The organism is Aeromonas sp. A35_P, assembly GCF_002259925.1.
Taxonomy (GTDB): domain Bacteria; phylum Pseudomonadota; class Gammaproteobacteria; order Enterobacterales; family Aeromonadaceae; genus Aeromonas; species Aeromonas dhakensis.
The window spans coordinates 1-23,117 of record NZ_NEVB01000035.1 but is presented as its reverse complement, the minus strand read 5'-3'; the positions used below and the strand labels follow the sequence as shown (position 1 = coordinate 23,117).

Genomic DNA, 23,117 nt, shown 5'->3' with positions numbered 1-23,117 from the left:
GATTATATATTCATCACTTTAAGAACACAGCCTAATGCCCCCATCAGCTTATGCCGATGGGGGTTTTTGTTTGTCTTTCAATGATGGCCGGGGATCAGCCCAATCAGATGTTGCAGGCTCTTTTGGCGGGGATGTCGGCGGGTGGCGAGGCTGATGCGGGTGGTGAGCGGCTCGGCAGCGATGGGGTGATAGCTGACGCCGTGGGGGTGCAGCTCGCTGACCGAGCGCGGGATGATGGCGACCCCGAAACCGGCCTGCACCATGCCGACGGTGGAGATCACCTGTGGGCTCTGGCTGCCGAGGCGGGGGTTGAAGCCGGCCCGCTGGCAGCGCTGGGTGATGGCGTCGTGCAGCCCGGGCCCGAGCTCGCGGGGAAACAGGATGAAGGGATCCTGTGCCAGCGCCTCGATAGGGATGGCGCCACTGCCGGCCAGCGGATGATGCGGGGGCAGGGCGATCAGCATCTCCTCCTCATCGATCAGGTGGTGGGCCAGCGCCGAGCTGCTGCTGCAGGGCAGGCGCAGAATGGCGGCATCCAGCTCCTCGCTCACCAGATCGCGCACCAGATTGGGCATGCTGTTCTCGATGGGGTGCAGGCTGACCTCCGGCCAGGCCTGGCGAAAGTCGTGGATGAGTTGCAGCACGCTCGGGTGCAGCACGGTAGAGCCGGCAAAACCGAGGCGCAGCGAACCCAGCTGGCCGCGAGCGATGCGCCTGGCCTTCAGCATGGCCTGCTCGGTCTGCGCCAGTATCCCCTTGGCATCCTGATAGAGGCTCAGCCCCGCCTCGGTCAGCTCCACACTGCGGGTCAGCCGGTGAAACAGCGGCGTGCCCACCTCCTGTTCGAATTTGCGGATCTGCTGGCTGAGCGGCGGCTGGGCCATGCCCAGCGCCTCGGCAGCGCGGGTAAAGCTCTGTTTGTCTGCCACGGCCACCAGGTAGCGCAGGTAACGGAATTCCATATCTGGTACGTCTCGAAGCTGATGGGTTTGGATATTGGTATCAAACTGTGATCTTGGTCACTATTGAATCCTGATTTGCCAACCTAACAGGATTGGAGGTGAAATCCAAATGGAAACCAATTCGTCATGTGACTGCGCCATCGAGATCAGCCAGCAGTTTGCTCGCTGGCAGGCTCGTCAGGGGGGCGGCGAGGTCTACCAGAGCTCCCTGATGAGTGCCCTGCTGGCGGGAGTTTACGAGGGGGAGACCACCATGGCCGACCTGCTGCGCCACGGTGACTTCGGCCTCGGGACCTTCAACCGGCTCGACGGCGAGCTGATTGCCTTCGAGCGACAGATCCACCAGCTCAAGGCTGACGGCTCGGCCCGCCCGGCCCGCGCCGAGCAGAAGACCCCGTTTGCGGTGATGACCCACTTTCGCCCCTGCCTGCAGCGCCGCTTCGATCACCCCCTGAGTCGCGAGGAGATCCATCAGTGGGTGGATCGGTTGGTGGGTACCGACAACGTCTTCGTCGCCTTTCGGCTCGACGGCCTGTTCGAGCAGGCGCAGGTGCGCACCGTCCCCTGTCAGAGTCCCCCTTACAAGCCCATGCTGGAGGCCATCGAGGCCCAGCCGCTGTTCTCGTTCAGCCAGCGGCGCGGCACCCTGGTCGGCTTTCGTTGCCCGCCCTTCGTGCAGGGGATCAACGTGGCCGGCTATCACGAGCACTTCATCACGCAAGATCGCCGGGGCGGCGGCCACATCCTCGACTACGCCATGGGCCACGGCCAGCTGCAGCTGGCCGTGGTGCAACACCTCAACATCGAGCTGCCCCGTAATCCGGCCTTTCAGCAGGCCGACCTCAATCCCGCCGATCTGGACCGCGCCATCCGCGCCGCCGAAGGCTGAGCCCTTCGCTTAACAAGGAGTGACATCATGGAAAATCAACACTGGGCCTGTGGGGCCGAACTGGTGGTGCGCCATCTGGAGGCGCAAGGGGTCAAGCAGGTATTCGGCATTCCCGGGGCCAAGATAGACAGGGTATTCGATGCGCTGGAAGACTCCCCCATCGAAACCATAGTGGTGCGTCACGAAGCGAATGCCGCCTTCATGGCCGCCGCCGTCGGCCGGCTGACTGGCAAAGCCGGGGTGGCACTGGTGACCTCGGGACCGGGTTGCGCCAACCTCATCACAGGCCTTGCCACCGCCACCTCGGAAGGGGATGCCATGGTGGCGCTGGGCGGTGCCGTGCGGCGGGCTGACGGCCTCAAGCTGACCCACCAGAGCCTGGATACCGTCAGCCTGTGCCGGCCGGTCACCAAGTTCAGTGCCCAGGTGGGCACAGGATCCGCCCTCTCCGAAGTGATGGCCAACGCCTTTCGCAGCGCCGAGCTGGGGCGGCCCGGAGCGGCCTTCGTCAGCCTGCCGATGGACATCATCAACGAGCCGACCGACGGCGCCATTCTGGTGCCGAGTGCCATCCCCGAACCGGGGGCGGCCGACGAGAGCGGTATCGAGCGGGCGCTGAGCCTGCTGGCGCGGGCTCGCAAGCCGGTGGTATTGCTCGGTCTGCTGGCCAGCCGGCCGGAGAACTCCCTCGCGGTGCGCGCCTTCCTCGACAAGAGCCGGTTGCCGGTGACCGGCACCTATCAGGCGGCCGGAGTGGTGGATACCCACCATTTCGATGACTTCGCCGGACGGGTGGGGCTGTTCAACAACCAGCCGGGGGACAAGCTGCTGCAGGATGCGGATCTGGTGATCTGCATCGGCTACAGCCCCATCGAATACGATCCCGTGCTGTGGAACGGCACCGGTGAGCGCCAGCTGCTGCACATAGATGCGCTGCCGGCGGAGATCGACAGCAGCTACTGCCCGGCGGTAGAGCTGGTGGGCTCCATCAGCGCCAACCTGGCGCGGCTGACCCGGATGCTGCAACAGCCGCTGGCGAGGGATCCGGCCATTACTGCCCTGCTCGGCGAGATCCGCGCCCAGCGCCATCAGCTCGCCGAACATGCCGGCCGGCTGGGGGGCACCCCCATCCATCCGCTGCGTATCGTCAAGGAGCTGCAGGACATCATAGGGCAGGACATGACCCTGTGCGTGGACATGGGCAGCTTCCACATCTGGATTGCCCGCTACCTCTACAGCTTCCGGGCCCGCCAGGTGCTCATCTCCAACGGTCAGCAGACCATGGGGGTGGCGCTGCCCTGGGCCATAGGGGCGGCCATGGTACGCCCGGGGGAGAAGATCATCTCGGTGTCTGGCGATGGCAGCTTCATGCAGTCGAGCATGGAGCTGGAGACAGCGGTGCGGCTCAAGTCCAACATAGTGCACATCATCTGGGTCGATAACGGCTACAACATGGTGGCGATGCAGGAGGAGAAAAAGTACTGCCGCAGCTCAGGGGTGAGTTTTGGCCCCATCAACTTCAAGGCCTATGCAGAGTCGTTCGGGGCGGCCGGGTTTGCCGTCACCTGCGCCGAGGATCTGCGACCCACCTTGCGCGCCGCCATGGCGGTGAGCGGGCCGGCGGTGGTGGCCATCCCGGTGGATTACAGTGACAACCACCTGCTGATGGAGCAGCTCAGACCCGAAATGCTCAGTTAAGTCGGAGCTTAACCGGCAGACTGCTGGCAGTTCGCCTCAAAGCAGAGCGCCCCTTGTCAGTCGGCAAGGGGCGCTTTGTCATTATGAAGGTGATTTACTCAGGGCATGAGCGAGGGAGGCAACACCATGGGGCCGGCCACCGCACGAGCAGCCTCGTCATCGCGCAGCACCCGCACCAGCTCGAGGGCGAACTCGATGGCGGTGCCCGGCCCCTGGCTGGTGATGAGGTGATGAGCCTCATCGGTCACCACCCGCGCGTGACTGAGTTGCGCTGCGGGCAGGCGAGCCTGAAAGCCGGGATGGCAGGTGGCGCTGGCCGCCCCCAGCAGATCGTGGTGCAGCAGCACTACGGCGGGAGCGGCGCAGATGGCTGCCCGCCAGCGCTGCGCTGCCGCCTGTGCCTTGAGCAGGGCGATGGCGCGCGGCGTATCGCGGATAACCTCGCTGCCGGGCAGGCCGCCCGGCACGACGATGGCCTCGAACACCTGGTCAGCCAGCTCGTCGAGGTGGCAATCCGCCACCAGTTGTACCCCGCGGGAGGCCTTGATCTGGCGCTGCCCTGCCGGGCAGCAGGAGGCCAGCACCACCTCGATGGCCCCACGCACCAGGGTATCGATGATGGCGACCGTCTCTATCTCTTCCGACCCGGGGGCCACCAGTACCAGTACGCTCATCCGCTGCTCCTTGCGTTGGCGAGCCCTCGGGCTCACTGCTTCTCTTTGATGGCCTGATAGAGACCCTGATTGACCGGCACCGCGATGCCGTGGCAGGCGGCCCGGGCCAGCAGGAAGCCGGTGATGGCCTCGATCTCGGTCTCGCGTCCCTGCTCCATGTCCTGATACATGGAAGAGTAATTGTCGGCGGTGAGCTCCACCACCGTCATGACCCGGCGCAGCAGCTCGTCGCTGCCGGTGGGCTGGCCTTCGGCCTGCATCACGTCCGCCACTTCCACGCAGATCTGCTGCAGGGCATCGGCAAAGCGCGGACCGGCCAGCTCGCCATTCTTGAGCTTGTAGAGCGCGGTGAGCGGGTTGATGGCACAGTTGACCGCCAGCTTCTGCCACTGGCGCGCCTGGATCTGCTCATCCCAGCCGGCCTGGCCGAGGGCGGCCGCCAGCTCGTCCGCCAGGGCGGCGTGGGCTCTGGCCGCCTCGTTGACCGGGCCGAGCCAGGTTTCGCCCTTGCCGGTGTGGCGGAACACGAAGTGGCCGCTCTGCATGGCGCCGTGGCTGGTGACGCCGGCGATGACCGGATTGTGGGGGAACAGCGCGACCACCTGCTCGGCGATCCCCATGCCGTTGTGCAGCAGCACGATGGGCACGTCGGTCGCCAGCTGTCCCACCAGCGGGGTCAGCGCCTCGATGACCTGGCCGGCCTTGGTCATCACCAGCAACCGCTGGATCTGACCCGGCTGGTCGACGAAGCCGCGCTCGATGTTGATGAGCTGGGTGTTGCCCTCCAGCGAGGTGAAGTCGATGCCGGGGTGCAGGGTGGCGCGGTGGCGCTCGCGTAGCAAGACGCGGGTGGACTGGCCGCTTTGAGTCAACAGGGAGGCAAACACACCGCCCAGGGCGCCGCAGCCCAGCAGGGTCCATTGGGGGGAGGGGGTGTGTCGACTGTGTGTCAGGTTGTAATCGCGTGATCCGCTTGGCATGGAGAGACTCAATCAAGGTAGGGGCTGCATTCCAGTCAACCACCTGCCGGGGATAAGTGAAGATGTCGCCTGGCGGACACCTGGAACGGGTTCATGATCTTGCTGCGAGGTCGTGATCAAGGCTTATACGAGGCTTGCGCATGTGAAGCCGGAAGCCCATGTATTCATATACAAGCGGGCTCCTGCGCAGCGATTTACCTTGTGGACGACCTCTCGCGACAGATACTGAACAGGTTCTAACGGGTCTCGCCATTCCTGTGCGCAGGGGATTCTAGCAGAGCAGTCCCATCGAAATCAGCAAATTTGCCGTAATTCTGGTAGATTTGCCCCCTTATAGCGCAACATGAGGAGCCCACTATGCCGTCATTCGATATTGTCTCTGAAGTCAAAATGAACGAGGTGTTGAACGCCGTCGACAACGCCAATCGTGAACTGGCGACCCGTTTCGATTTTCGTGGTGTTGAAGCCAGCTTCGAGTTGAACAAGGAAGAGGTCAAACTGGAGGCCGATGCCGATTTCCAGCTCAAGCAGATGGTCGAGATCCTGCGCGGTGCCCTGCTCAAGCGCAACATCGAGAACAGCTCCATGGACGTGGGTGACAGCGTTCACTCCGGCAAGCGCTTCCACCTGACCGTGAAGTTCAAGCAGGGGATCGACAAGGAAGTTGCCAAGAAGCTGGTGAAGCTGATCAAGGATTCCAAGATCAAGGTGCAGGCCGCCATCCAGGGCGACGAGGTGCGGGTCACCGGCAAGAAGCGCGACGATCTGCAGGAGACCATGGCCCTGGTGCGTGGCGCCGAGCTGGGCCAGCCGATGCAGTTCCAGAATTTCCGCGACTGATGGATGGCCGGGGAGGGCGTGGCTCTCCCTTTATTTGCCGCCATCGAGCCATAAAAAAACCGGAGCAGCTGCTCCGGTTTTTTGTATCCCTGATACCCGTTCGATTAGAACTTGTAGGTAACGGAGAAGTAGTGGCTGAAGCCAGAGCTCTTCCACGGGGTACCGTCGTAGGCAGTGGAGCCATCTTTGGTGCCGTAGGCATCCATGAAGTACTTCAGGCCGTAACCGACGGCGTAGCGATCGGAGTGCCAGTAGATACCGTGGAAGGTAGCCAGGTTGTCGCTGGTACGGTCAGCACGGTTGTGGGTGTCCAGATCGAAGGCGTAGTCCAGGTAACCCTGATAGGAGACGAAGCTGCCGTTGCTGAAGGTGTAGAAAGGCTTGAACCAGTTCATGGCGAACCAGTAACCGTTCCACTCACCCTCTTCTTCGGTGAAGAACTGGTTTTCGGTGGCGTGACGAGCATACAGGTTCATGCCCACTTTGCCGAACCAAGGCACTTGTACATCAGCACCCAGACCGATCATGTTTTCCATCTGGTTGTCGCCGATGTTGTTCAGAGAGGCGATGTAAACCTCTTGCACCGGACCGAAGGAGAGATCTTTACCAGTCAGCGCATCCAGAGACATACGCGGCGCAAACTTCATGAACAGGTTCTGACCCTTGTGCTTGTCGCTGTGACGGGAGTCGAAGATATCGAAGACGTCGACGTAACCGTACAGGTCAAACAGGCCGGAGCGACCGCCGAATTCCATTTCGAAGTAGGTGTCGTTGTAATCTTCAGCACCTGCAGTGAAAGGACGCTGGTCGATGGTGTGCATGACGTTGAACTGCATCCACTTGTAGTCGTTCTTGTGGATGTCACCGCTGTAGTCAGCAGCGAAAGCCGGGGTAGCGGCGGCAGCCAGCAGACCGGCACCGATCAGAGTCTTGGTAAATTTGGCCATTTTATTGGTCTCTTGTGCGTTAGTTGAGGTTTTCCGTAGCCTGCCACAAGGAGCGGAAGGGATTCTAGCCAAATAAATTCACCGGATAAACCAGCACCAGGGAACTTTATTCGGAAGTGTGAATCTAATCACCCCCAATTTTACGCAAACGCTTGCTATTTGTCCGATTGCGGTAACAAGGAACTTCCTCGTTTGGCAACCAACACGATCAGGATCAGCACGGGAATGCCGAGCAGGCTGGTGCTGATGAAGAAGTTGCTGTAGCCAAACTGCTCGACGAAGCGGCCGGAAAAGCCCGCCAGCAGCTTGGGCAGCAGCAGCATCACAGAGCTGAACAGGGCGTACTGGGTGGCGGAGAAGGCCACATTGGTCAGGCTCGACAGATAGGTGACGAAGGCGGCCGTGGCTATGCCGGCGCTGAGGTTGTCCAGCGAGATGATCAGGGTCAGCAGCTCGAGGTTGTGGCCCACCTCGTTGAGCAGGGCAAACAGCAGATTGGTGCTGGCGGTGAGCAGGGCGCCGAGGAACAGGATGCGCAGGGTGCCAAAACGCATCACCAGCACGCCGCCGAGGGCGGCCCCCACCAGCGTCATGATGACCCCATACACCTTGGTGATGGTGGCCACCTCGGTCTTGCTGAACTGCATGTCCACGTAGAAGCTGTTGGACATCACCCCCATCACCACGTCCGAAATGCGATAGCAGGCGATGAGTCCGAGGATCAGCAGGGCGGAGCCGCCGTAACGGCGAAAGAAGTCGGCGAACGGACACCAGATGGCCTCGTAGCTCCAGGCGCCGAGACCGGCCAGCCCCGCCGGCCAGCCACGGGCGAGCAGCAGGGTCTTGCGGGCCGCCTGTTGTTCATTCTGGGCGGCGAGATCGATGACGGGTTCGTGGCAGAACAGGGTGGTGATGACGCCGAGGGACATCAGCCCCGCCATCAGCAGGTAGGTGAGCTGCCAGCCGCGATAGTCGTAGCCGTCGTTGCTGCCGAGCCAGGCGGCCAGCGCCAGTGCGCCGGCACCGGCCATGATCATCGCCAGCCGGTAACCAGTCATGTAGGAGGCCGCCATGGCCGCCTGCAGCCGCTCGGGGGCCGACTCGATGCGATAGGCATCGATGACGATGTCCTGGGTGGCGGAGGCGAAGGCCACCAGCAGGGCAAACAGGGCCAGCTGGGCGAGCTGGGTCTTGGGATCGCAGAAGGCCATGCCCACCAGCGAGGCGGCGATCAGCAGCTGGGAGAACAGCATCCAGCTGCGGCGCCGGCCCAGCCAGCGGGAGAGCAGTGGCAGCGGCAGCCGATCCACCAGCGGTGACCACAACCACTTGAAACCATAGGCCAGCGCAACCCAGCTCATGTAGCCGATGTCGGTCAGGCTGACATCCGCTTCGCGCAGCCAGAACGACAGTGTGCCGAACACCAGCAGCAGCGGCAGGCCGGAAGAGAACCCCATGGCAAACAGGATGAGAACCCGAGTCTCAAGGTAGACGGCGAGCGAGTCTCGCCAGCTCGGTGTACGGACAGTGTTCAAATACCTGACTCCTCTGGGAAAATTGCGCCATTTTGTCAGGTTCGGGTTGGATAGCCAAGGCAAGCCGGGCAGGGGAGGGCACTATATTCAGGGGCGCAGGCCGATGCAGTGGCGCGGCAGCGGCCCGTCCGAGGTCAGGAAATTGGCGCACTCCATCAGCTGCAGGCGCAACCAGACGTCGGCGATGATCTGCTGTTCATCCCATTGATGCAGGCTGTGCAGCAGGTGCCAGAATACCCCCTCCTGCTCGGAGGTCGGTGTCTTGTCGGTGGGGACATGGGGCAGGTCCTGCCAGCGGGACAACAGCTGCCAGCTCAGATCTTCCAGCTGTTGATAGGGAATTTCTCGTGCCAGAAAGTGACGAACCGTCTGGGCCAGCGGGATGGCGTGCTGGGCGATGTAGTCGTTGCAAATCACCGGAACCTCCTTCTCCTCTTGTGGGCCTTGCCCCGCATATCGGGGCAAGGCCAGAGTATAGAAAGAGGTACCGGTGACCCGGACCGCGGGGATGGCGGATTGTGATCCGCTCCGCGTTATTTGTCTGCCAGCAGGACCACCTTCTTCAGGATGATGGGGCTGGTGGGCACGTCGTTGGCACGCAGGATAGGGCTGTAACCGGTCTGCACCTGGGCCAGCTTGTCCAGCACCTCCATGCCCTGTACCACCTGGCCGAACACGGTGTAACCGGCGCCGGCATTGGCGTTGAGGTTGTTGTTGTCGACCAGGTTGAAGTAGAACTGGCGAGTGGCGCTGTCGACCGCCTGGGTGCGGGCCATGGCGATGCTGCCACGCTTGTTGGGCAGGCCGCCCTTGGACTCGTTGACCACGGGGTCGAAGGTGGGCAGTTGCTGGAACTGCTGGTTGTAGCCGCCCCCCTGCACCACGAAGTCCTGGATCACCCGGTGGAAGATGCTGCCGTCATAGCTGCCATCGGCCACGTAGCGCAGGAAGTTCTTTACCGTCTGCGGCGCCTGCTTGGAGGCCAGCTCCACCACTATGTTGCCGTGGTTGGTCTCCATCCTGACCTTGGGGCCGGCGAACGCCAGCGGGGCGATCAGCATGGCCAGTAACCAGAGTTTTTTCATTTATTCGCTCCTTGCTCAGCTCGGCTGACCCTTGAGATAACCGCGCAGGGCGGTGTCCGCCATGATCTGCTGCAGTACGCTGCCCAGCTGCTGGTTCAGGGTGGACTCCAGCTCGGCCATGCTCGGCTCGCCCGGGCCTTCCTTGCTGGAGGACATGTTGAACTGCTTGGTCAGCTTGCTGCCCTGGAAGTCGGCGATCACCTGCAGGCTGACGCGGGACTTGGTGACATAGGTGAAGGTCTTCTCTTCCACCGTGACTGCGGCAGTGGAGATGGCCAGGGTCAGGTTGGTGGTGCCGCTGTTGCCTACTTCCAGGCCCTGGCTGCGCAGCCCTTCGGCGAGCTTCTCCGCCAGCAGGCTGTTGAGGGGCTGGCTGCTGTTGACCAGTACCGCAGCCTTCTCTTTTTTCTTGATGGAGAAGACGTAGGCGGCTTCACGCTTGTCCACCCCTTCCAGGGTGATGCGGTTGCCCGAGTAGTACTGCTGGTTGGAGGGGATCACCTGCGGATTGAGCAGGGCGCTCTCCGGCCAGTGAGTCGCACAACCACCCAGCATCAGGGCGGCCAGCAGCAAGAGTGACTTTTTCATCATGGGTTTCCTTTCGCGTTTGATGGCGTTTAACGTTTGATGGCTTTCAAAATAACGAATTTGCTGTTCGACGCAACGACTTGTGCGTTGGCGAACAGGCGCTTGAGCTTGTTGTGATAGTCCAGATGACGGTTGCCCACTATCCAGAGTTCCCCCCCTTTGGGCAACACCCGGTGGGCGTCGCTGAACATCTGCCAGGCGATGTGGTCTGTGATGGCCTGCAACTGATGGAACGGCGGGTTGCAGAGGATCCGATCCGCCGAACCGGCAGGCACGCCGTCGAGACAGTTGTTGACCATAAAGTGGGCGCGGGGCAGGGCCGCCGGCAGATTGTGCTCGACGTTGAGCCGGGCCGAGGCGACCGCCATGTGGGACTCGTCGACGAAGGTGACCTCCACCTCGCTGTCGCGTGCCAGCAGGGAGAGCCCCAGCACGCCGTTGCCGCAGCCCAGATCGATCACCTTGCGGGCGCTGTGGATGGGCAGATTGTCCAGCATGAAGCGGGCACCGATATCCAGGCTGGTGCGCGAGAACACGTTGGCGTGGTTGTGGATGAGCATGTCGGTGCCCTCCAGCGGCCAGACCGTGGGGAAGGGGTTGGCCAGCGCGGGGCGCTCGGCGGGCGCTGCGGCCGGAGTGCAGTGAATGAGGCGCGCCTTCTTCCAGGCCAGCGAGGTGCGGGTCGGCCCCAGGTATTTCTCAAACAGCGCCAGGGTGGAGGTGTGGATATCCTTGGCCTTGCCAGCGGCGATGACGCGGGTGGCGGGGGTAACGACCCCGCGCAGGGCCAGCAGTTGCTGCTCCAGCAACGCCTGATACTTGGAGACCTTGATCACCACCAGCGCGGGGGCATCGGGCAGGGGCGCCAGCGCATCCTGCAGGCGGATAGCCGCGGGATCCAGGCCGTTATCCGCCAGGTTGGCCAGGGTGGCCCGCTCGCTGATGTGGGAGTCGGTGACGCAGACAGGGGCATGAGGGTGCAGACTGGCGGCCAGCGCCCCGAAGCCGTCGTTCATGATGATGACGGGGCCATCCCGCTCGAGGGGCTCCTCGGCCAGGGTGTTGATCAGGTACTCGTCGGCGGCATCCCAGGCCTGCAAGGGATCCTGCTGCTGACGTGGATAGCGATACAGGGTCAGGCGACAGTGGGCCGTGTCGAGAAGGGTTTGCATAGGCGAATTGTCCAGCTGAGTCATGTAACGGGCCCCGGCGGGGCGCAAAGTGGCGCTATTCTAGCGGGGGCGGAGAATTTCACCAGCCCGGCGGGGCTGCAAGCGGGATTTTCCCGCACCGCCCGATTTCGTCATCCGGCCAACCCTGGCTACAATGGCCGGACATCCATTTTGGGAGTTTTGCTCGTGACCATGCAACAACAGATCGAGGCCAAGCTGGCCGCCGCCTTGTCCCCCAGCCACCTGGAAGTGATCAACGAGAGCTACATGCACAGGGTGGCGCCGGGCTCGGAGAGCCACTTCAAGGTGGTGGTGGTGAGCCAGGCATTTGAAGGGCAGCGCCTGCTGGGGCGCCATCGTCAGGTCAATGCGGTGTTGGCCGACGAGCTGGCGGGGGCCATTCATGCACTGGCACTGCATACCTATACCGAGCAGGAGTGGCAACAACGGGAGCAGGCACCGAGCACCCCCAGCTGCGTCAGCAAAAATGGGCTCTCTTAAGGCTATTGACGAATTGATTACTCAATCTTCGACTAGTTAACATTTTCAAAACCTGTTTCGGCGACGTTTCTCACCCATGAGGGGAACGTCGCCCTCCCACCGCGCCATCAAGATTTCTAATCCTTTTTCGAACATAAAAATTATTACCCATTTTGAGGTAATGATGGCTAACTCGAGGCCGCGCCTGAGGTTTCACGAGAAAAAGCGACGCGATTAAATTGCGATGATTTTGTGATAGAGCGGGGATTTTCCCCATTTTGCATGGCAGGAAACTTGCCATAGGTGGTAAACTCAGGCGCTTTTGAATGACTCTGTATGTTGCTGATTTGTTTGTTTCTTCGACATCTTGCCGCAACATCAACGGGCTCATTCAACAACTCGTCGTGATGTATTTCTCGGCGCTAACCAACCTGTCTTCCCTTAACGGTAGTGCAAGTGAGTATGATTACAATTAAAAGAGGACTGGACATCCCCGTGCTGGGTGCTCCGGAGCAAGTAATCTACGATGGCCCGGCCATCACCCGTGTTGCTACACTCGGCGAAGAGTTCGTGGGGATGCGTCCTACTATGTTTGTCAAAGTAGGTGATCGCGTCATTAAAGGTCAGGAGCTCTTCGAAGATAAGAAGAATCCCGGCGTTAAATTCACGGCCCCCGCCACCGGTGTGGTTTCAGAGATCAACCGTGGTGCCAAGCGCATTCTGCAATCCGTTGTCATCGATATCGATGGGTCCGACGAGCAGGTGACCTTCGAGCACTTTGCGTCTGCCGAGCTGCCTAAGCTCGAACGCAGCAAGGTGCAGGAGATCCTGGTCGCGTCCGGCCAATGGACTGCGTTGCGTACCCGCCCGTTCAGCAAGGTGCCAGCCGTGGGTTCCACCCCGCGCGCCATCTTCGTCACCGCCATGGACACCAACCCGCTGGCCGCCGACGCGGAGCTGATCATCAAGGAACAGTCACAGGCGTTCCTCGACGGTCTGGCCGTGCTGACCCGCCTGACCGATGGTTCCGTCTATGTCTGCAAGGGCGAAGGCAGCCTGCCGCACGCTTCCCTGGCGCAAGTCAAGGAAGAGGTGTTCGTCGGTCCGCACCCTGCCGGCCTGCCCGGTACCCACATCCACTTCCTAGACCCTGTCGGTGCCAAGAAAGTGCAGTGGCACATCAACTATCAGGACGTGATCGCCTACGGCAAGCTGTTCACCACCGGTCAGATCCATACCGACAAGGTGATCGCCCTGGCCGGCCCGAACGTCATCAAGCCGCGTCTGCTGCGTACTCGCATGGGTGCCTGCATCAGCCAGCTCACCAACAACGAGCTGCGTGCGGACGAGAATCGCGTCATTTCCGGTTCCCTGCTGAGCGGTGCCAAGGCTGAAGGGGTCCATGACTACCTGGGTCGCTACCACAATCAGGTCAGCGTACTGGGTGAAGGTCGCGAGAAAGAGTTCCTGGGTTGGGTCAATCCCAGCGCCAGCAAGTTCTCCATCACCCGTACCACCCTCTCTCACCTGGTGAAGGGCAAGCTCATCAACTTCACTACCACCACCAACGGTAGTGACCGCTCCATGGTGCCTATCGGCAACTATGAGCGCGTGATGCCGCTCGACATCCTGCCGACCCTGCTGCTGCGGGATCTGGTCTCCGGCGATACCGACAATGCGCAAGCGCTCGGCTGCCTGGAGCTGGATGAGGAAGATCTGGCGCTCTGTACCTTCGTCTGCCCCGGCAAGACCGAGTACGGCCCGATCTTGCGTGAGTGCCTGACCAAGATTGAACTGGAAGGTTAAGCGATGAGTTTCAAGCAACTTCTTGAAAATATGGAACATCACTTCGAGCCGGGTGGCAAGTACGCCAAGTACTATGCCCTGTTCGAAGCGGCGTACACCCTGTTTTATACCCCGGGTTCCGTGACCCGCAATGCCGCCCACGTCCGTGATGCGATCGATCTGAAGCGGATGATGATCATGGTGTGGCTGGCCGTGTTCCCGGCCATGTTCTGGGGCATGTACAACGTTGGCAACCAGTCCATCGCCGCCATCGCCCATCTGGGCACGGCCGCCGGAGCCGGCAGCTGGCAATATGCCCTGGCTACCCTGCTGGGTGCCTCCCTGGATCCGGCGGTGGCCGGCGTCGGCAGCAAGATGCTGATCGGTGCGGCCCACTTCTTCCCGATCTACATCACCGTCTTCATCGTCGGTGGTTTCTGGGAAGTGCTGTTCGCCATGGTGCGCAAGCACGAGATCAACGAAGGCTTCTTCGTGACCTCCATCCTGTTCGCGCTGATCGTGCCGCCCGAGCTGCCCCTGTGGCAAGCTGCCCTGGGTATCACCTTCGGTGTGGTGCTGGCCAAGGAAGTGTTCGGTGGTACCGGCAAGAACTTCCTGAACCCGGCGCTGGCGGGTCGTGCCTTCCTGTTCTTCGCCTACCCGGGTCAAATCTCCGGTGATGCGGTCTGGGTTGCCGTCGACGGCTACTCGGGCGCAACCGCGCTGAGCCAGTGGGCCCAGGGCGGCCAGATGGCGCTGATCAACGGTGCCACCGGCCAGAGCATCAGCTGGATGGACGCATTCCTTGGCAACCTGCCCGGTTCCATCGGTGAAGTCTCCACCCTGATGATCCTGCTGGGTGCGGCCATGATCGTCTACATGCGCATCGCCTCCTGGCGCATCATCGCCGGCGTGATGATCGGCATGGTAGCGACCTCCCTGCTGTTCAACGTCATCGGTTCCGACACCAACCCCATGTTCAACATGCCGTGGCACTGGCACCTGGTGCTGGGTGGTTTCGCCTTCGGTATGGCCTTCATGGCGACCGACCCCGTCTCCGCTGCCTTTACCAACAAGGGCAAGTGGTGGTACGGCGCCCTGATCGGCGTGATGGTGGTGCTGATCCGGGTCGTGAACCCCGCCTTCCCGGAAGGCATGATGCTGGCCATTCTGTTTGCCAACCTGTTTGCCCCCTTGTTTGACCATTTCGTGGCACAGGCGAACATCAAGCGGAGGATCGCTCGTGGCGTTTAATAAAGACTCTACTACCGGCACGCTTGCCGTAGTGACCGGTCTGTGTCTGGTCTGCTCCATCGTGGTCTCCGTGGCCGCCGTGGGTCTGCGTCCGGCCCAGCTGGAAAACAAGGCGCTGGACAAGCAAAGCAACATCCTGTCCGTCGCCGGCGTCGACATCAGCGCAGTGGCCAAGCGTGACCTGGCCAAGCTGTATGGCGACAAGATTGAAGCGCGTCTGGTGGATCTGGCCACCGGTGAATTCGTTGACGGCGATGCCGACAACTTCGACACCAAGGTCGCCGCCAAGGATCCTGCCCAGAACATTCGCCTGGCTCCGGCCGACGACAAGGCCGGTCTGCGTCAGATCTCCAAGCTGGTCCCGGTGTTCTTCGCCAAAGATGCCGAAGGCAAGGTCGACAACATCATTCTGCCGATCTACGGCCAGGGTCTGTGGTCTACCATGTATGCGTTCGTAGCGGTCGCGGCCGATGGCCAGACCATCAAGGGCATCACCTACTACGACCACGGTGAAACCCCGGGTCTGGGTGGCGAAGTCGAAAATCCGGCCTGGCGCGAGCTGTTCGTCGGCAAGAAGCTGTTCGACCAGAACGGTCAGCCTGCGCTGCGGGTGATCAAGGGTCATGCTCCGGCTGGTTCCGAGCATGAGATCGACGGCCTGTCCGGCGCAACCCTGACCGGTAACGGCGTTCAGCATACCTTTGACTTCTGGATGGGTCCCAAGGGCTTCGGTCCTTTCCTGGCCAAGGTTCGTGCAGGAGAAATCAACAATGGCTGACAAGAGCGAAATGAAAAAGTTGCTGTTGACGCCTGTGCTCGGCAACAACCCCATCGCACTGCAGGTGCTGGGTGTCTGTTCCGCGCTGGCCGTTACCAGCCAGATGAAGACTGCGTTCGTGATGACGCTGGCCGTTACCGCGGTCACCGCCTTCTCCAACCTGTTCATCTCCCTGATCCGCAACCAGATCCCGAACAGCGTGCGGATCATCGCCCAGATGGCGGTGATTGCCTCGCTGGTTATCGTGGTTGACCAGGTGCTCAAGGCGTATGCCTACGACATCTCCAAGCAGCTGTCGGTGTTCGTCGGCCTCATCATCACCAACTGTATCGTGATGGGCCGTGCCGAAGCCTACGCCATGAAGAGTGCCCCGCTGCCCTCCTTCCTGGATGGTATCGGCAACGGTCTGGGTTATGGCGCCGTGCTGCTGACCGTGGCCACCGTGCGTGAAATCCTGGGCTCCGGCACCTGGTTCGGCATCGAACTGCTGCCGCTGGTGAACAATGGTGGCTGGTATGTGCCGAACGGCCTGCTGCTGCTGCCGCCGAGTGCGTTCTTCATCATTGGTCTGATCATCTGGGGCGTACGCACCAAGGATCCCAAGCAGGTGGAGGCGAAGGATTAAGATATGGAACACTATATCAGTCTGTTGATTCGCTCGATCTTCATCGAGAACCTGGCGCTCTCCTTCTTCCTGGGGATGTGTACCTTCCTGGCGGTGTCCAAGAAGGTCAAGACCGCCATGGGCCTGGGTGTCGCCGTTATCGTGGTTCAGACCGTGGCCGTGCCGGCCAACAACCTGATCTACAACTACGTGCTCAAAGACGGTGCCCTGGTGTCCGGTCTGGATCTCAGCTTCCTGAGCTTCATCACCTTCATCGGGGTGATCGCGGCCCTGGTGCAGATCCTGGAGATGGCGCTGGACAAGTACTTCCCGGCCCTCTACAACGCGCTCGGTATCTTCCTGCCACTCATCACAGTGAACTGCGCCATCTTCGGTGGCGTCTCCTTCATGGTGCAGCGTGACTACAACTTCGTTGAGTCCGTGGTGTATGGAGTGGGTTCTGGAGCCGGCTGGATGCTTGCCATCGTGGCGATGGCGGGGATCCGCGAGAAGATGAAGTACTCCGATGTTCCGGAAGGCCTGCGCGGCCTCGGCATCACCTTCATCACCGCGGGTCTGATGGCGCTGGGCTTCATGTCCTTCTCTGGTATTTCCCTGTAATCGGAAAGGAAATATAGATGGAAATTATTCTGGGTGTGGTCATGTTCACCGTGATCCTGCTGGCCTTGGTGGCAGTCATTCTGTTCGCCAAATCCAAGCTGGTGACCGCCGGTGACGTGACAATCAGCATCAACGGCGACCCGGCCAAGGCTGTGACCAGCCCGGCGGGTGGCAAGCTGCTCGGCGTGCTGGCCGGCAGCGGTATCTTCGTCTCCTCCGCCTGCGGCGGCGGTGGCTCCTGTGGTCAGTGCAAGGTACGGGTGAAATCCGGCGGCGGCGACATCCTGCCGACCGAGCTGGATCACATCAGCAAGGGCGAAGCCCGTCATGGCGAGCGTCTGGCCTGTCAGGTCACCGTCCGTTCCGACATGGACATCGAGCTGCCGGAAGAGATCTTCGGCGTGAAGAAGTGGGAATGTACCGTCATATCCAATGACAACAAGGCCACCTTCATCAAGGAGCTCAAGCTGCAGATCCCCGATGGCGAGAGCGTGCCGTTCCGCGCCGGTGGTTATATCCAGATCGAAGCGCCTGCCCACCACGTGCAGTACAAGAACTTCGATATTCCTACCGAATATCGCGGTGACTGGGATCGCTTCAAGATCTTCGAGCTGGAGTCCAAGGTCAACGAGCCGATCATCCGTGCCTACTCCATGGCCAACTATCCGGAAGAGTTCGGCATCATCATGCTGAACGTGCGGATTGCGACCCCGCCGCCCAGCAACTGGACTGCCCCTCCCGGCCAGATGTCCTCCTACATCTTCAGCCTGAAGGCGGGCGACAAGGTGACCATCTCCGGTCCGTTCGGCGAGTTCTTCGCCAAGGACACCGACGCGGAAATGGTGTTCATCGGTGGTGGTGCCGGTATGGCGCCGATGCGTTCCCACATCTTCGATCAGCTGCGCCGTCTGAAGACCAAGCGCAAGATGAGCTTCTGGTACGGTGCCCGTTCCAAGCGCGAGATGTTCTATGTCGAAGACTTCGACATGCTGCAGGCCGAGAACGACAACTTCCAGTGGCACGTGGCCTTGTCTGATCCGCAACCGGAAGACAACTGGGACGGCTACACCGGCTTCATCCACAACGTGCTGTTCGAGAACTATCTCAAGAACCACGAGGCGCCGGAAGATTGCGAGTTCTACATGTGCGGTCCTCCCGTGATGAACGCTGCCGTCATCAACATGCTGAAAAACCTTGGCGTTGAAGACGAGAACATCCTGCTGGATGACTTTGGTGGTTAATCAATGCACAGTGTTGTAAAGACCTGGCTAGCCTTCGGGCTAGCCTTTTTCTTGACTGGGTGCGGTCAGGAACAAACGGTCCAATCGAAGCCGGAAATTCACATCACCGGCAGCACCATGGGTACCTACTACTCCATCAAGGTGGCGGACAACGTCATCACCGATCCCGCCAAGTTCCAGGCCGAGGTCGATGTACTGCTGGAGCGGGTGAACGATCAGATGTCGACCTACCGGCCGGACTCCGAGCTGTCGCGCTTCAACCAGCACCGCAGCTCGACGCCCGTGGTGGTCTCCCGCGATACCGCGCGGGTGGTAACCGAGGCCATTCACATTGGCCGTGAGAGCCGCGGGGCGCTGGACGTCACCGTCGGCCCCTTGGTCAATCTGTGGGGCTTCGGGCCCGACGCGCGCCCGACCAAGACGCCGTCTGACGAGCTGATCACCCAGACCCGCCAGAAGACCGGGCTCGGCAATCTGCACGTGATCACCTCCGTCGATGCCGATACCCTGCAAAAAGACATCCCGGATCTCTACGTGGATCTTTCCGCCATCGCCAAGGGCTTTGGTGTCGACAAGGTGGCCGAGTATCTGGAGTCCCTGGGCTCGCGCAACTATCTGGTGGAGATCGGCGGCGAATTGCGGATTAATGGCGTCAACGGCAAGGGTCACCCCTGGCGCGTCGCCATCGAGAAGCCGACTGTCAACGCCGGCTCGGTGCAGGAGGTGATAGTGGCGGGTGACAACGGGGTGGCTACCTCGGGCGAGTACCGCAACTATTACGAGCTGGACGGCAAGCGCTTCTCTCACACCATCGATCCCATGACCGGCAAGCCTATTCAGCACCGGATGGTGTCGGTGACCGTGATCCACCCCTCCTGCATGACCGCAGACGGGCTGGCGACCGTGTTCATGGTGCTCGGACCCGAGAAGAGCCTGGCCTACGCCAAGGAGCGGGGGCTGGCCATTTTCGTGATCACCAAGACGGATGAGGGTTTTGAGGAGTCTTACTCCGATGCCTTCAAACAGTATCTGGTTAGAAAATAAGGGGTGGTAACATGCAGATTTTTTTGATCACCTTCGGGGTGTTTCTGGTGGTGGTGGTGGCCATGGCCATCGGCTACATCTTCCAGAAGAAGACCATCTCCGGCTCCTGTGGCGGACTTGGCAGCATAGGTATCGAAAAAGAGTGTGATTGCCCGGAACCCTGCGACAACCGCAAGAAGAAGATGGCCAAGGAAGAGGCCCGTCGCAAGATGCTGGCCGAGAACCGGATCATCTGAGCGGGCAGGGGGCACTAGCACCCATGTCGAAAGCAAAACGGGCTGACCCTTGGGTCGGCCCGTTTTTTTATGGCGAGCGCTCAGTAGTCGTAGCGCTGGCACTCCTTCTTGTTGAATTCGGCCCGCCACCGTGCCAGCTCCTCCTGCGTACCCAGCTCGTCCCCCTGTTTGATGGCCTTCTCCAGCGCCTCGATGCGCTCGTGCAACCAGCTGCACTCGGCGGTCGGATTGTCCTTGCCGTTGCTCTGCTGCGGCAGCAGCAGGCAGAGCCCCAGGGCCCATCCACTCCAGACTCCCTTCATCTCATCCTCCTTTGCAATGGGTTATAAATGGTGCCTTAAGAGTCTATATCTGCCGGTCATTGCATGCCGATGGCAGAAATGGCAGGGCTGGGTTAGCATAGGCAGGTCACCTGTTTATTCGTACAGTGGTATGCGCAAGATCATTCACATCGACATGGACTGCTTCTATGCCGCGGTAGAGATGCGGGACAACCCGGCCCTGCGGGAGGTACCGCTGGCCATCGGCGGCTCGGCGGACAGGCGCGGTGTCATCTCGACCTGCAACTATGTGGCGCGCCGCTTCGGGGTGCGCTCCGCCATGCCGAGCGCCCTGGCACGCAAGCTCTGCCCGCCGCTGGTGCTCATTCCCGGCCGGATGGCGGTTTACAAGGAGGTCTCCCGCCAGCTGCGGGCCATCTTTCTGCGCTACACCGAGCAGGTAGAGCCGCTCTCCCTCGACGAGGCCTATCTCGACGTGACGATGAGCCCCTGCTGTGGCGGCAGTGCCACCCTGATGGCCCGCGAGATCCGCGTTGCGATCAACGCCGAACTGGGGCTGACCGCCTCGGCCGGGGTGGCGCCGAACAAGTTTCTGGCCAAGCTCGCTTCCGAGCAGCGCAAGCCGGACGGCCTGTTCGTGATCCGCCCGCAGGAGGTGGATGAGTTCGTGCGCCAGCTGCCCCTCGGCAAGCTGCCTGGCATCGGTCGCAAGACCGCGGATCGGCTGGAGTCGCTCGGCCTTTACTCCTGCGAGGATGCCCGCCAGCTCGGCAACGAGGAGCTGATAGCCCGGTTCGGCAAGCTCGGGGAGATGCTGGCCGGGCGGATCTGGGGCCACGACGAGCAGCCGGTGCAGGCCCAGCGGGTGCGCAAGACCATAGGGGGGGAGACCACGCTGGCCAGCGACGTGCTGGATGAGGCCGCTTGCTGGCAGGTGCTGAGCAGGCTCATTCCCGAGCTGGAGCAGCGATTTTCGGCCAGCCACGGCAAGGAGCAGCTGATGGGGCAGGGGATCAAGCTCAAGTTTGCCGATTTCCAGCAGACCACCGTCTACCGGCGCGGGGGTTACCAGCCGGAGCGGTTTCACGATCTGTTGCACGAAGGTTTGCTGCGGGCACAGGGCAAACCCATTCGGCTACTGGGATTGGTGGTCGGCCTGCCCGCGGCCGGCGAAGTGAACCAACTTGCCCTGGATTTAGCGTGATAAGGTTAAGTTTTTGTTTCTAAAACCGATACACTGATCACATCAGTATGAAGCTAGGAAATGGTGGCATGAGTTCTCTTTCTGTTCAGGGGCGGATCACCCTGATCGCCGGTTGTTGTTTGTTGGCCAGTGCCGGTGCCCTGGTGGCCTCTTCTCTCTTCAGTGCTGCCAACATGCAGGATCAGGTGCTGACTTCTACCACGGCGGAAGCCCAGAGTGCGGCCGAAAACTGGATGAAGGCGATGGGCTCGGAGCAGGCGGCCAAGGTGACCAGTTATCTGGACGAGGCCTACTTCCGGGCAACCCTGCTGGGCCAGGGGATCCTGTTCCAGCGCAAGAACGCGGCCGACAATTTCGGCTCCTCCGAATCACTGCGTACCGCCGTCAACCAGCAGTTGCACGACGCGGCAGCCTCCTCCGATCACCTGCTCGGCGTCTATGCGGTGTTCGAGCCGGACCAGCTCGACGGTGAAGACAGCAACTACCACGGCTCCAGCGCGCTGGGCTCCAACGATCAGGGGCGTTTCTCCACCTACTGGGCGCGGGTCGACGGCAAGATTGAACCCGAAGTGCAGGACGAATCCGTGCTGGCGGACGAGAGCCCGACCGCGGCCGGCGGGGTGGAGAACGAGTGGTATCGCTGCAGCATTCGCAGCAAGGCTCTCTGCCTGCTGGAGCCTTATCTGGACGATGTGGGGTCGCAAAAGGTATTGATGACCTCGGTGACCGTGCCTCTGCTGGAGCAAGACAAGCTGCTCGGCATGGTCGGGGTCGATATCTCGTTGACCGCGCTGCAGAGTCTGGTCAAGGAGATGGATCAGGAGCTCTATGAGGGGCAGGGCAAGGTGCTGCTGGTGAGCAGTCAGGGCCGTGTCGCCGGGGTGGACGGCTTTGACGTCACCCTGGGCAGTCCGCTCGGTCAGCAGTATCAGACCCTGACGGCTGCCTTGCAGGGCTGGCTGGGGCAGGGGCAGGTGGCCAGTCGCTGGAGTCCGGACGGCAACCTGCTGCAAACCTTCGTGCCGGTCAAGATGCGCGGTACCGAACAGAAATGGGGCATCTACATCGAGCTGCCGCGCAGCGTGGTGCTCGCCTCGGCCCTCCAGCTGCAGGACGATCTCTCCGGCCAGGCCAGCCGCAGCGTGATGACCCAGCTGCTCATCGGCGGCCTCATCTCGGCGGTGGCGCTGCTCTGCATCTGGCTGATGGCCCACCAGATAGTGGCCCCCATCCGCGCCGTGGTGGCGCGACTCAAGGACATTGCCAGCGGCGAGGGGGATCTCACCCAGCGCATCGAGCTGCGTCGTGACGACGAGATAGGCGAGCTGGCCAAGTGGTTCAACAGCTTCTTGAACAAGCTGCAGAGCACTATCAGCCAGGTCATCGATACCGTTGCCGGCACTCGTGCCAGCGCCGAACAGGCGGCCAGCGTCGCCGAGCGCACCAGTGCCGGCATGCAGGCCCAGTATCAGGAAGTGGACCTGGTGGCGACTGCGTTCGAAGAGCTGAGCGCCACTGCCCTGCAGGTGGCCAGCAACGCCAACTCGGCGGTGGCCGCGGCCAACCAGGCCGACACGGCGGCGCAGGAGGGCAAGTACGTGGTGGCCGACACCCAGGAGGCGATGCGCAAGCTGATGGCGGTCATCAGCGATGCCAAGCCGGTGGTGGAGCGGCTGTCGGCCAACAGCGAGAACATCAACGACATCCTGGTAGTGATCCAGGGGATCGCCGAGCAGACCAACCTGCTGGCGCTCAACGCCGCCATCGAGGCGGCGCGGGCCGGCGAGCAGGGGCGCGGTTTTGCGGTGGTGGCGGATGAGGTGCGCAATCTGGCGGGCCGCACCCAAAACGCCATCGTCGAGATCCAGACCCTCATCGGCCAGCTGCAATCCGGCACCGAGGCGGTGGTGAAGGCGATCATGACCGGCCACGGTCAGGCGGATCTGACGCTGACCAAGGTGGATCTGTCGGTCAGCGTGCTGGAGCAGATCATCCACGCGGTCGGCACCATTCATCAGATGAACGAGCAGATCGCGAGGGCGGCGCAGGAGCAGAGCGGGGTGGCGGACGAGATCAATCGCAACGTCAGCAACATTCGCGATGTGAGCCACACCATCCGGGCCGAGGCGGCCAGCTCCGCCGAAACTGGTCGCGAGCTGTCGGCGCTGGCCGACAAGCAGCAGCAACTGGTGGGGCAGTTCAAGGTATAGGGATACCTG

The 23,117-nt window shown here is 61.6% G+C and carries 24 protein-coding genes; 14 read left to right on the top strand and 10 right to left on the bottom strand.

The genetic code is table 11. From position 1 onward, the window contains the following. Positions 1–77: 77 nt before the first annotated feature. Entirely contained in the window at positions 78–962 is an 885-nt protein-coding gene (locus tag CAK78_RS03285) for a LysR family transcriptional regulator (RefSeq protein ID WP_094696351.1), read from the bottom strand. Between the two features lie 109 nt (positions 963–1,071). Between CAK78_RS03285 and budA the strand changes: the two genes are divergently transcribed. Further along, positions 1,072–1,851, top strand: coding sequence for an acetolactate decarboxylase (gene budA / locus CAK78_RS03280; RefSeq protein WP_094696350.1), 780 nt, complete (start codon positions 1,072–1,074; stop codon positions 1,849–1,851). A 27-nt stretch (positions 1,852–1,878) separates the two neighbouring features. Next, the gene (gene alsS, locus CAK78_RS03275; protein WP_094696349.1) at positions 1,879–3,549 is read left to right on the top strand and encodes an acetolactate synthase AlsS; all 1,671 of its coding nucleotides are present in this window, start codon (positions 1,879–1,881) and stop codon (positions 3,547–3,549) included. A 98-nt stretch (positions 3,550–3,647) separates the two neighbouring features. Here alsS and CAK78_RS03270 read toward each other — a convergent pair whose 3' ends face one another. Both CAK78_RS03270 and CAK78_RS03265 read right to left on the bottom strand, forming a co-directional pair. Continuing rightward, complete coding sequence (locus CAK78_RS03270) at positions 3,648–4,223, bottom strand: DJ-1 family glyoxalase III (RefSeq protein WP_094696348.1); 576 nt, start codon at positions 4,221–4,223, stop codon at positions 3,648–3,650. Between the two features lie 32 nt (positions 4,224–4,255). After that, positions 4,256–5,203 (bottom strand): ketopantoate reductase family protein, encoded by a 948-nt coding sequence (locus CAK78_RS03265; protein WP_042009230.1) that lies wholly within the window; start codon positions 5,201–5,203, stop codon positions 4,256–4,258. A gap of 357 nt (positions 5,204–5,560) precedes the next feature. Here CAK78_RS03265 and CAK78_RS03260 point away from each other — a divergent pair, with 357 nt between their 5' ends. Further along, positions 5,561–6,043 carry a YajQ family cyclic di-GMP-binding protein gene (locus tag CAK78_RS03260; RefSeq protein ID WP_005303589.1) on the top strand — a complete coding sequence of 161 codons (483 nt, stop codon included), beginning with the start codon at positions 5,561–5,563 and terminating at the stop codon, positions 6,041–6,043. Positions 6,044–6,147: 104 nt separating this feature from the next. Here the strand turns inward: CAK78_RS03260 and CAK78_RS03255 are convergent, their stop codons facing one another. From CAK78_RS03255 to CAK78_RS03230, 6 genes are all read right to left on the bottom strand, one after another. Next, on the bottom strand, positions 6,148–6,990 hold the full coding sequence (locus tag CAK78_RS03255) for a nucleoside-specific channel-forming Tsx family protein (RefSeq protein ID WP_005303585.1): 843 nt from the start codon (positions 6,988–6,990) through the stop codon (positions 6,148–6,150). A 155-nt stretch (positions 6,991–7,145) separates the two neighbouring features. Then, the gene (locus tag CAK78_RS03250; RefSeq protein ID WP_094696347.1) at positions 7,146–8,525 is read right to left on the bottom strand and encodes an AmpG family muropeptide MFS transporter; all 1,380 of its coding nucleotides are present in this window, start codon (positions 8,523–8,525) and stop codon (positions 7,146–7,148) included. 87 nt (positions 8,526–8,612) lie between these two features. Beyond that, the gene (locus tag CAK78_RS03245; protein ID WP_094696346.1) at positions 8,613–8,942 is read right to left on the bottom strand and encodes a hypothetical protein; all 330 of its coding nucleotides are present in this window, start codon (positions 8,940–8,942) and stop codon (positions 8,613–8,615) included. A 116-nt stretch (positions 8,943–9,058) separates the two neighbouring features. Continuing rightward, a complete protein-coding gene (locus tag CAK78_RS03240) occupies positions 9,059–9,610 on the bottom strand; it encodes a peptidylprolyl isomerase (RefSeq protein WP_005303575.1) in 552 nt (183 codons plus the stop codon). A 15-nt stretch (positions 9,611–9,625) separates the two neighbouring features. Next, complete coding sequence (locus CAK78_RS03235) at positions 9,626–10,198, bottom strand: YajG family lipoprotein (protein ID WP_010634807.1); 573 nt, start codon at positions 10,196–10,198, stop codon at positions 9,626–9,628. Positions 10,199–10,227: 29 nt separating this feature from the next. Then, a complete protein-coding gene (locus CAK78_RS03230) occupies positions 10,228–11,370 on the bottom strand; it encodes a methyltransferase (protein ID WP_094696345.1) in 1,143 nt (380 codons plus the stop codon). A 192-nt stretch (positions 11,371–11,562) separates the two neighbouring features. On the opposite strand from CAK78_RS03230, the gene CAK78_RS03225 reads away from it, so the two are divergent. From CAK78_RS03225 to nqrM, 9 genes are all read left to right on the top strand, one after another. Then, on the top strand, positions 11,563–11,871 hold the full coding sequence (locus tag CAK78_RS03225; RefSeq protein WP_005303561.1) for a BolA family protein: 309 nt from the start codon (positions 11,563–11,565) through the stop codon (positions 11,869–11,871). A gap of 441 nt (positions 11,872–12,312) precedes the next feature. Continuing rightward, a complete protein-coding gene (locus CAK78_RS03220; RefSeq protein WP_094696344.1) occupies positions 12,313–13,656 on the top strand; it encodes a Na(+)-translocating NADH-quinone reductase subunit A in 1,344 nt (447 codons plus the stop codon). 3 nt (positions 13,657–13,659) lie between these two features. Then, positions 13,660–14,889: an NADH:ubiquinone reductase (Na(+)-transporting) subunit B gene (locus CAK78_RS03215; RefSeq protein ID WP_005303550.1), complete on the top strand. Its 1,230-nt coding sequence runs from the start codon at positions 13,660–13,662 to the stop codon at positions 14,887–14,889. Further along, positions 14,879–15,667: a Na(+)-translocating NADH-quinone reductase subunit C gene (locus CAK78_RS03210; protein WP_005303548.1), complete on the top strand. Its 789-nt coding sequence runs from the start codon at positions 14,879–14,881 to the stop codon at positions 15,665–15,667. The genes CAK78_RS03215 and CAK78_RS03210 overlap by 11 nt, the downstream gene beginning before the upstream one ends. Further along, positions 15,660–16,292: an NADH:ubiquinone reductase (Na(+)-transporting) subunit D gene (locus tag CAK78_RS03205; RefSeq protein WP_005303545.1), complete on the top strand. Its 633-nt coding sequence runs from the start codon at positions 15,660–15,662 to the stop codon at positions 16,290–16,292. The genes CAK78_RS03210 and CAK78_RS03205 overlap by 8 nt, the downstream gene beginning before the upstream one ends. A 3-nt stretch (positions 16,293–16,295) precedes the next feature. Continuing rightward, positions 16,296–16,892, top strand: a complete 597-nt coding sequence (nqrE, locus tag CAK78_RS03200) for an NADH:ubiquinone reductase (Na(+)-transporting) subunit E (RefSeq protein ID WP_017764094.1) — start codon at positions 16,296–16,298, stop codon at positions 16,890–16,892. A gap of 17 nt (positions 16,893–16,909) precedes the next feature. Beyond that, positions 16,910–18,133: an NADH:ubiquinone reductase (Na(+)-transporting) subunit F gene (gene nqrF, locus CAK78_RS03195; protein ID WP_005303535.1), complete on the top strand. Its 1,224-nt coding sequence runs from the start codon at positions 16,910–16,912 to the stop codon at positions 18,131–18,133. A 3-nt stretch (positions 18,134–18,136) separates the two neighbouring features. After that, positions 18,137–19,177: an FAD:protein FMN transferase gene (locus tag CAK78_RS03190; RefSeq protein ID WP_094696343.1), complete on the top strand. Its 1,041-nt coding sequence runs from the start codon at positions 18,137–18,139 to the stop codon at positions 19,175–19,177. A gap of 11 nt (positions 19,178–19,188) precedes the next feature. Continuing rightward, positions 19,189–19,413: a (Na+)-NQR maturation NqrM gene (gene nqrM, locus CAK78_RS03185; RefSeq protein ID WP_005303529.1), complete on the top strand. Its 225-nt coding sequence runs from the start codon at positions 19,189–19,191 to the stop codon at positions 19,411–19,413. Positions 19,414–19,493: 80 nt separating this feature from the next. Here the strand turns inward: nqrM and CAK78_RS03180 are convergent, their stop codons facing one another. Continuing rightward, positions 19,494–19,715, bottom strand: coding sequence for a hypothetical protein (locus CAK78_RS03180; RefSeq protein WP_017781866.1), 222 nt, complete (start codon positions 19,713–19,715; stop codon positions 19,494–19,496). A gap of 130 nt (positions 19,716–19,845) precedes the next feature. Here CAK78_RS03180 and dinB point away from each other — a divergent pair, with 130 nt between their 5' ends. Next, positions 19,846–20,898 (top strand): DNA polymerase IV, encoded by a 1,053-nt coding sequence (gene dinB, locus CAK78_RS03175; protein ID WP_094696342.1) that lies wholly within the window; start codon positions 19,846–19,848, stop codon positions 20,896–20,898. A 68-nt stretch (positions 20,899–20,966) separates the two neighbouring features. Further along, positions 20,967–23,108 (top strand): methyl-accepting chemotaxis protein, encoded by a 2,142-nt coding sequence (locus tag CAK78_RS03170; RefSeq protein WP_094696341.1) that lies wholly within the window; start codon positions 20,967–20,969, stop codon positions 23,106–23,108. Positions 23,109–23,117 lie beyond the last annotated feature (9 nt).

Coding starts and splice junctions, on each gene's coding strand:
- CAK78_RS03240 (WP_005303575.1), bottom strand. CDS start 9,610: ATGAAAAAACTCTGGTTACTGGCCATGCTGATCGCCCCGCTGGCGTTC.
- budA (WP_094696350.1), top strand. CDS start 1,072: ATGGAAACCAATTCGTCATGTGACTGCGCCATCGAGATCAGCCAGCAG.
- CAK78_RS03190 (WP_094696343.1), top strand. CDS start 18,137: ATGCACAGTGTTGTAAAGACCTGGCTAGCCTTCGGGCTAGCCTTTTTC.
- CAK78_RS03260 (WP_005303589.1), top strand. CDS start 5,561: ATGCCGTCATTCGATATTGTCTCTGAAGTCAAAATGAACGAGGTGTTG.
- CAK78_RS03220 (WP_094696344.1), top strand. CDS start 12,313: ATGATTACAATTAAAAGAGGACTGGACATCCCCGTGCTGGGTGCTCCG.
- CAK78_RS03235 (WP_010634807.1), bottom strand. CDS start 10,198: ATGAAAAAGTCACTCTTGCTGCTGGCCGCCCTGATGCTGGGTGGTTGT.
- CAK78_RS03180 (WP_017781866.1), bottom strand. CDS start 19,715: ATGAAGGGAGTCTGGAGTGGATGGGCCCTGGGGCTCTGCCTGCTGCTG.
- CAK78_RS03230 (WP_094696345.1), bottom strand. CDS start 11,370: ATGCAAACCCTTCTCGACACGGCCCACTGTCGCCTGACCCTGTATCGC.
- dinB (WP_094696342.1), top strand. CDS start 19,846: ATGCGCAAGATCATTCACATCGACATGGACTGCTTCTATGCCGCGGTA.
- nqrM (WP_005303529.1), top strand. CDS start 19,189: ATGCAGATTTTTTTGATCACCTTCGGGGTGTTTCTGGTGGTGGTGGTG.
- CAK78_RS03265 (WP_042009230.1), bottom strand. CDS start 5,203: ATGCCAAGCGGATCACGCGATTACAACCTGACACACAGTCGACACACC.
- alsS (WP_094696349.1), top strand. CDS start 1,879: ATGGAAAATCAACACTGGGCCTGTGGGGCCGAACTGGTGGTGCGCCAT.
- CAK78_RS03270 (WP_094696348.1), bottom strand. CDS start 4,223: ATGAGCGTACTGGTACTGGTGGCCCCCGGGTCGGAAGAGATAGAGACG.
- nqrF (WP_005303535.1), top strand. CDS start 16,910: ATGGAAATTATTCTGGGTGTGGTCATGTTCACCGTGATCCTGCTGGCC.
- CAK78_RS03205 (WP_005303545.1), top strand. CDS start 15,660: ATGGCTGACAAGAGCGAAATGAAAAAGTTGCTGTTGACGCCTGTGCTC.
- CAK78_RS03285 (WP_094696351.1), bottom strand. CDS start 962: ATGGAATTCCGTTACCTGCGCTACCTGGTGGCCGTGGCAGACAAACAG.
- CAK78_RS03215 (WP_005303550.1), top strand. CDS start 13,660: ATGAGTTTCAAGCAACTTCTTGAAAATATGGAACATCACTTCGAGCCG.
- CAK78_RS03170 (WP_094696341.1), top strand. CDS start 20,967: ATGAGTTCTCTTTCTGTTCAGGGGCGGATCACCCTGATCGCCGGTTGT.
- nqrE (WP_017764094.1), top strand. CDS start 16,296: ATGGAACACTATATCAGTCTGTTGATTCGCTCGATCTTCATCGAGAAC.
- CAK78_RS03255 (WP_005303585.1), bottom strand. CDS start 6,990: ATGGCCAAATTTACCAAGACTCTGATCGGTGCCGGTCTGCTGGCTGCC.
- CAK78_RS03225 (WP_005303561.1), top strand. CDS start 11,563: ATGCAACAACAGATCGAGGCCAAGCTGGCCGCCGCCTTGTCCCCCAGC.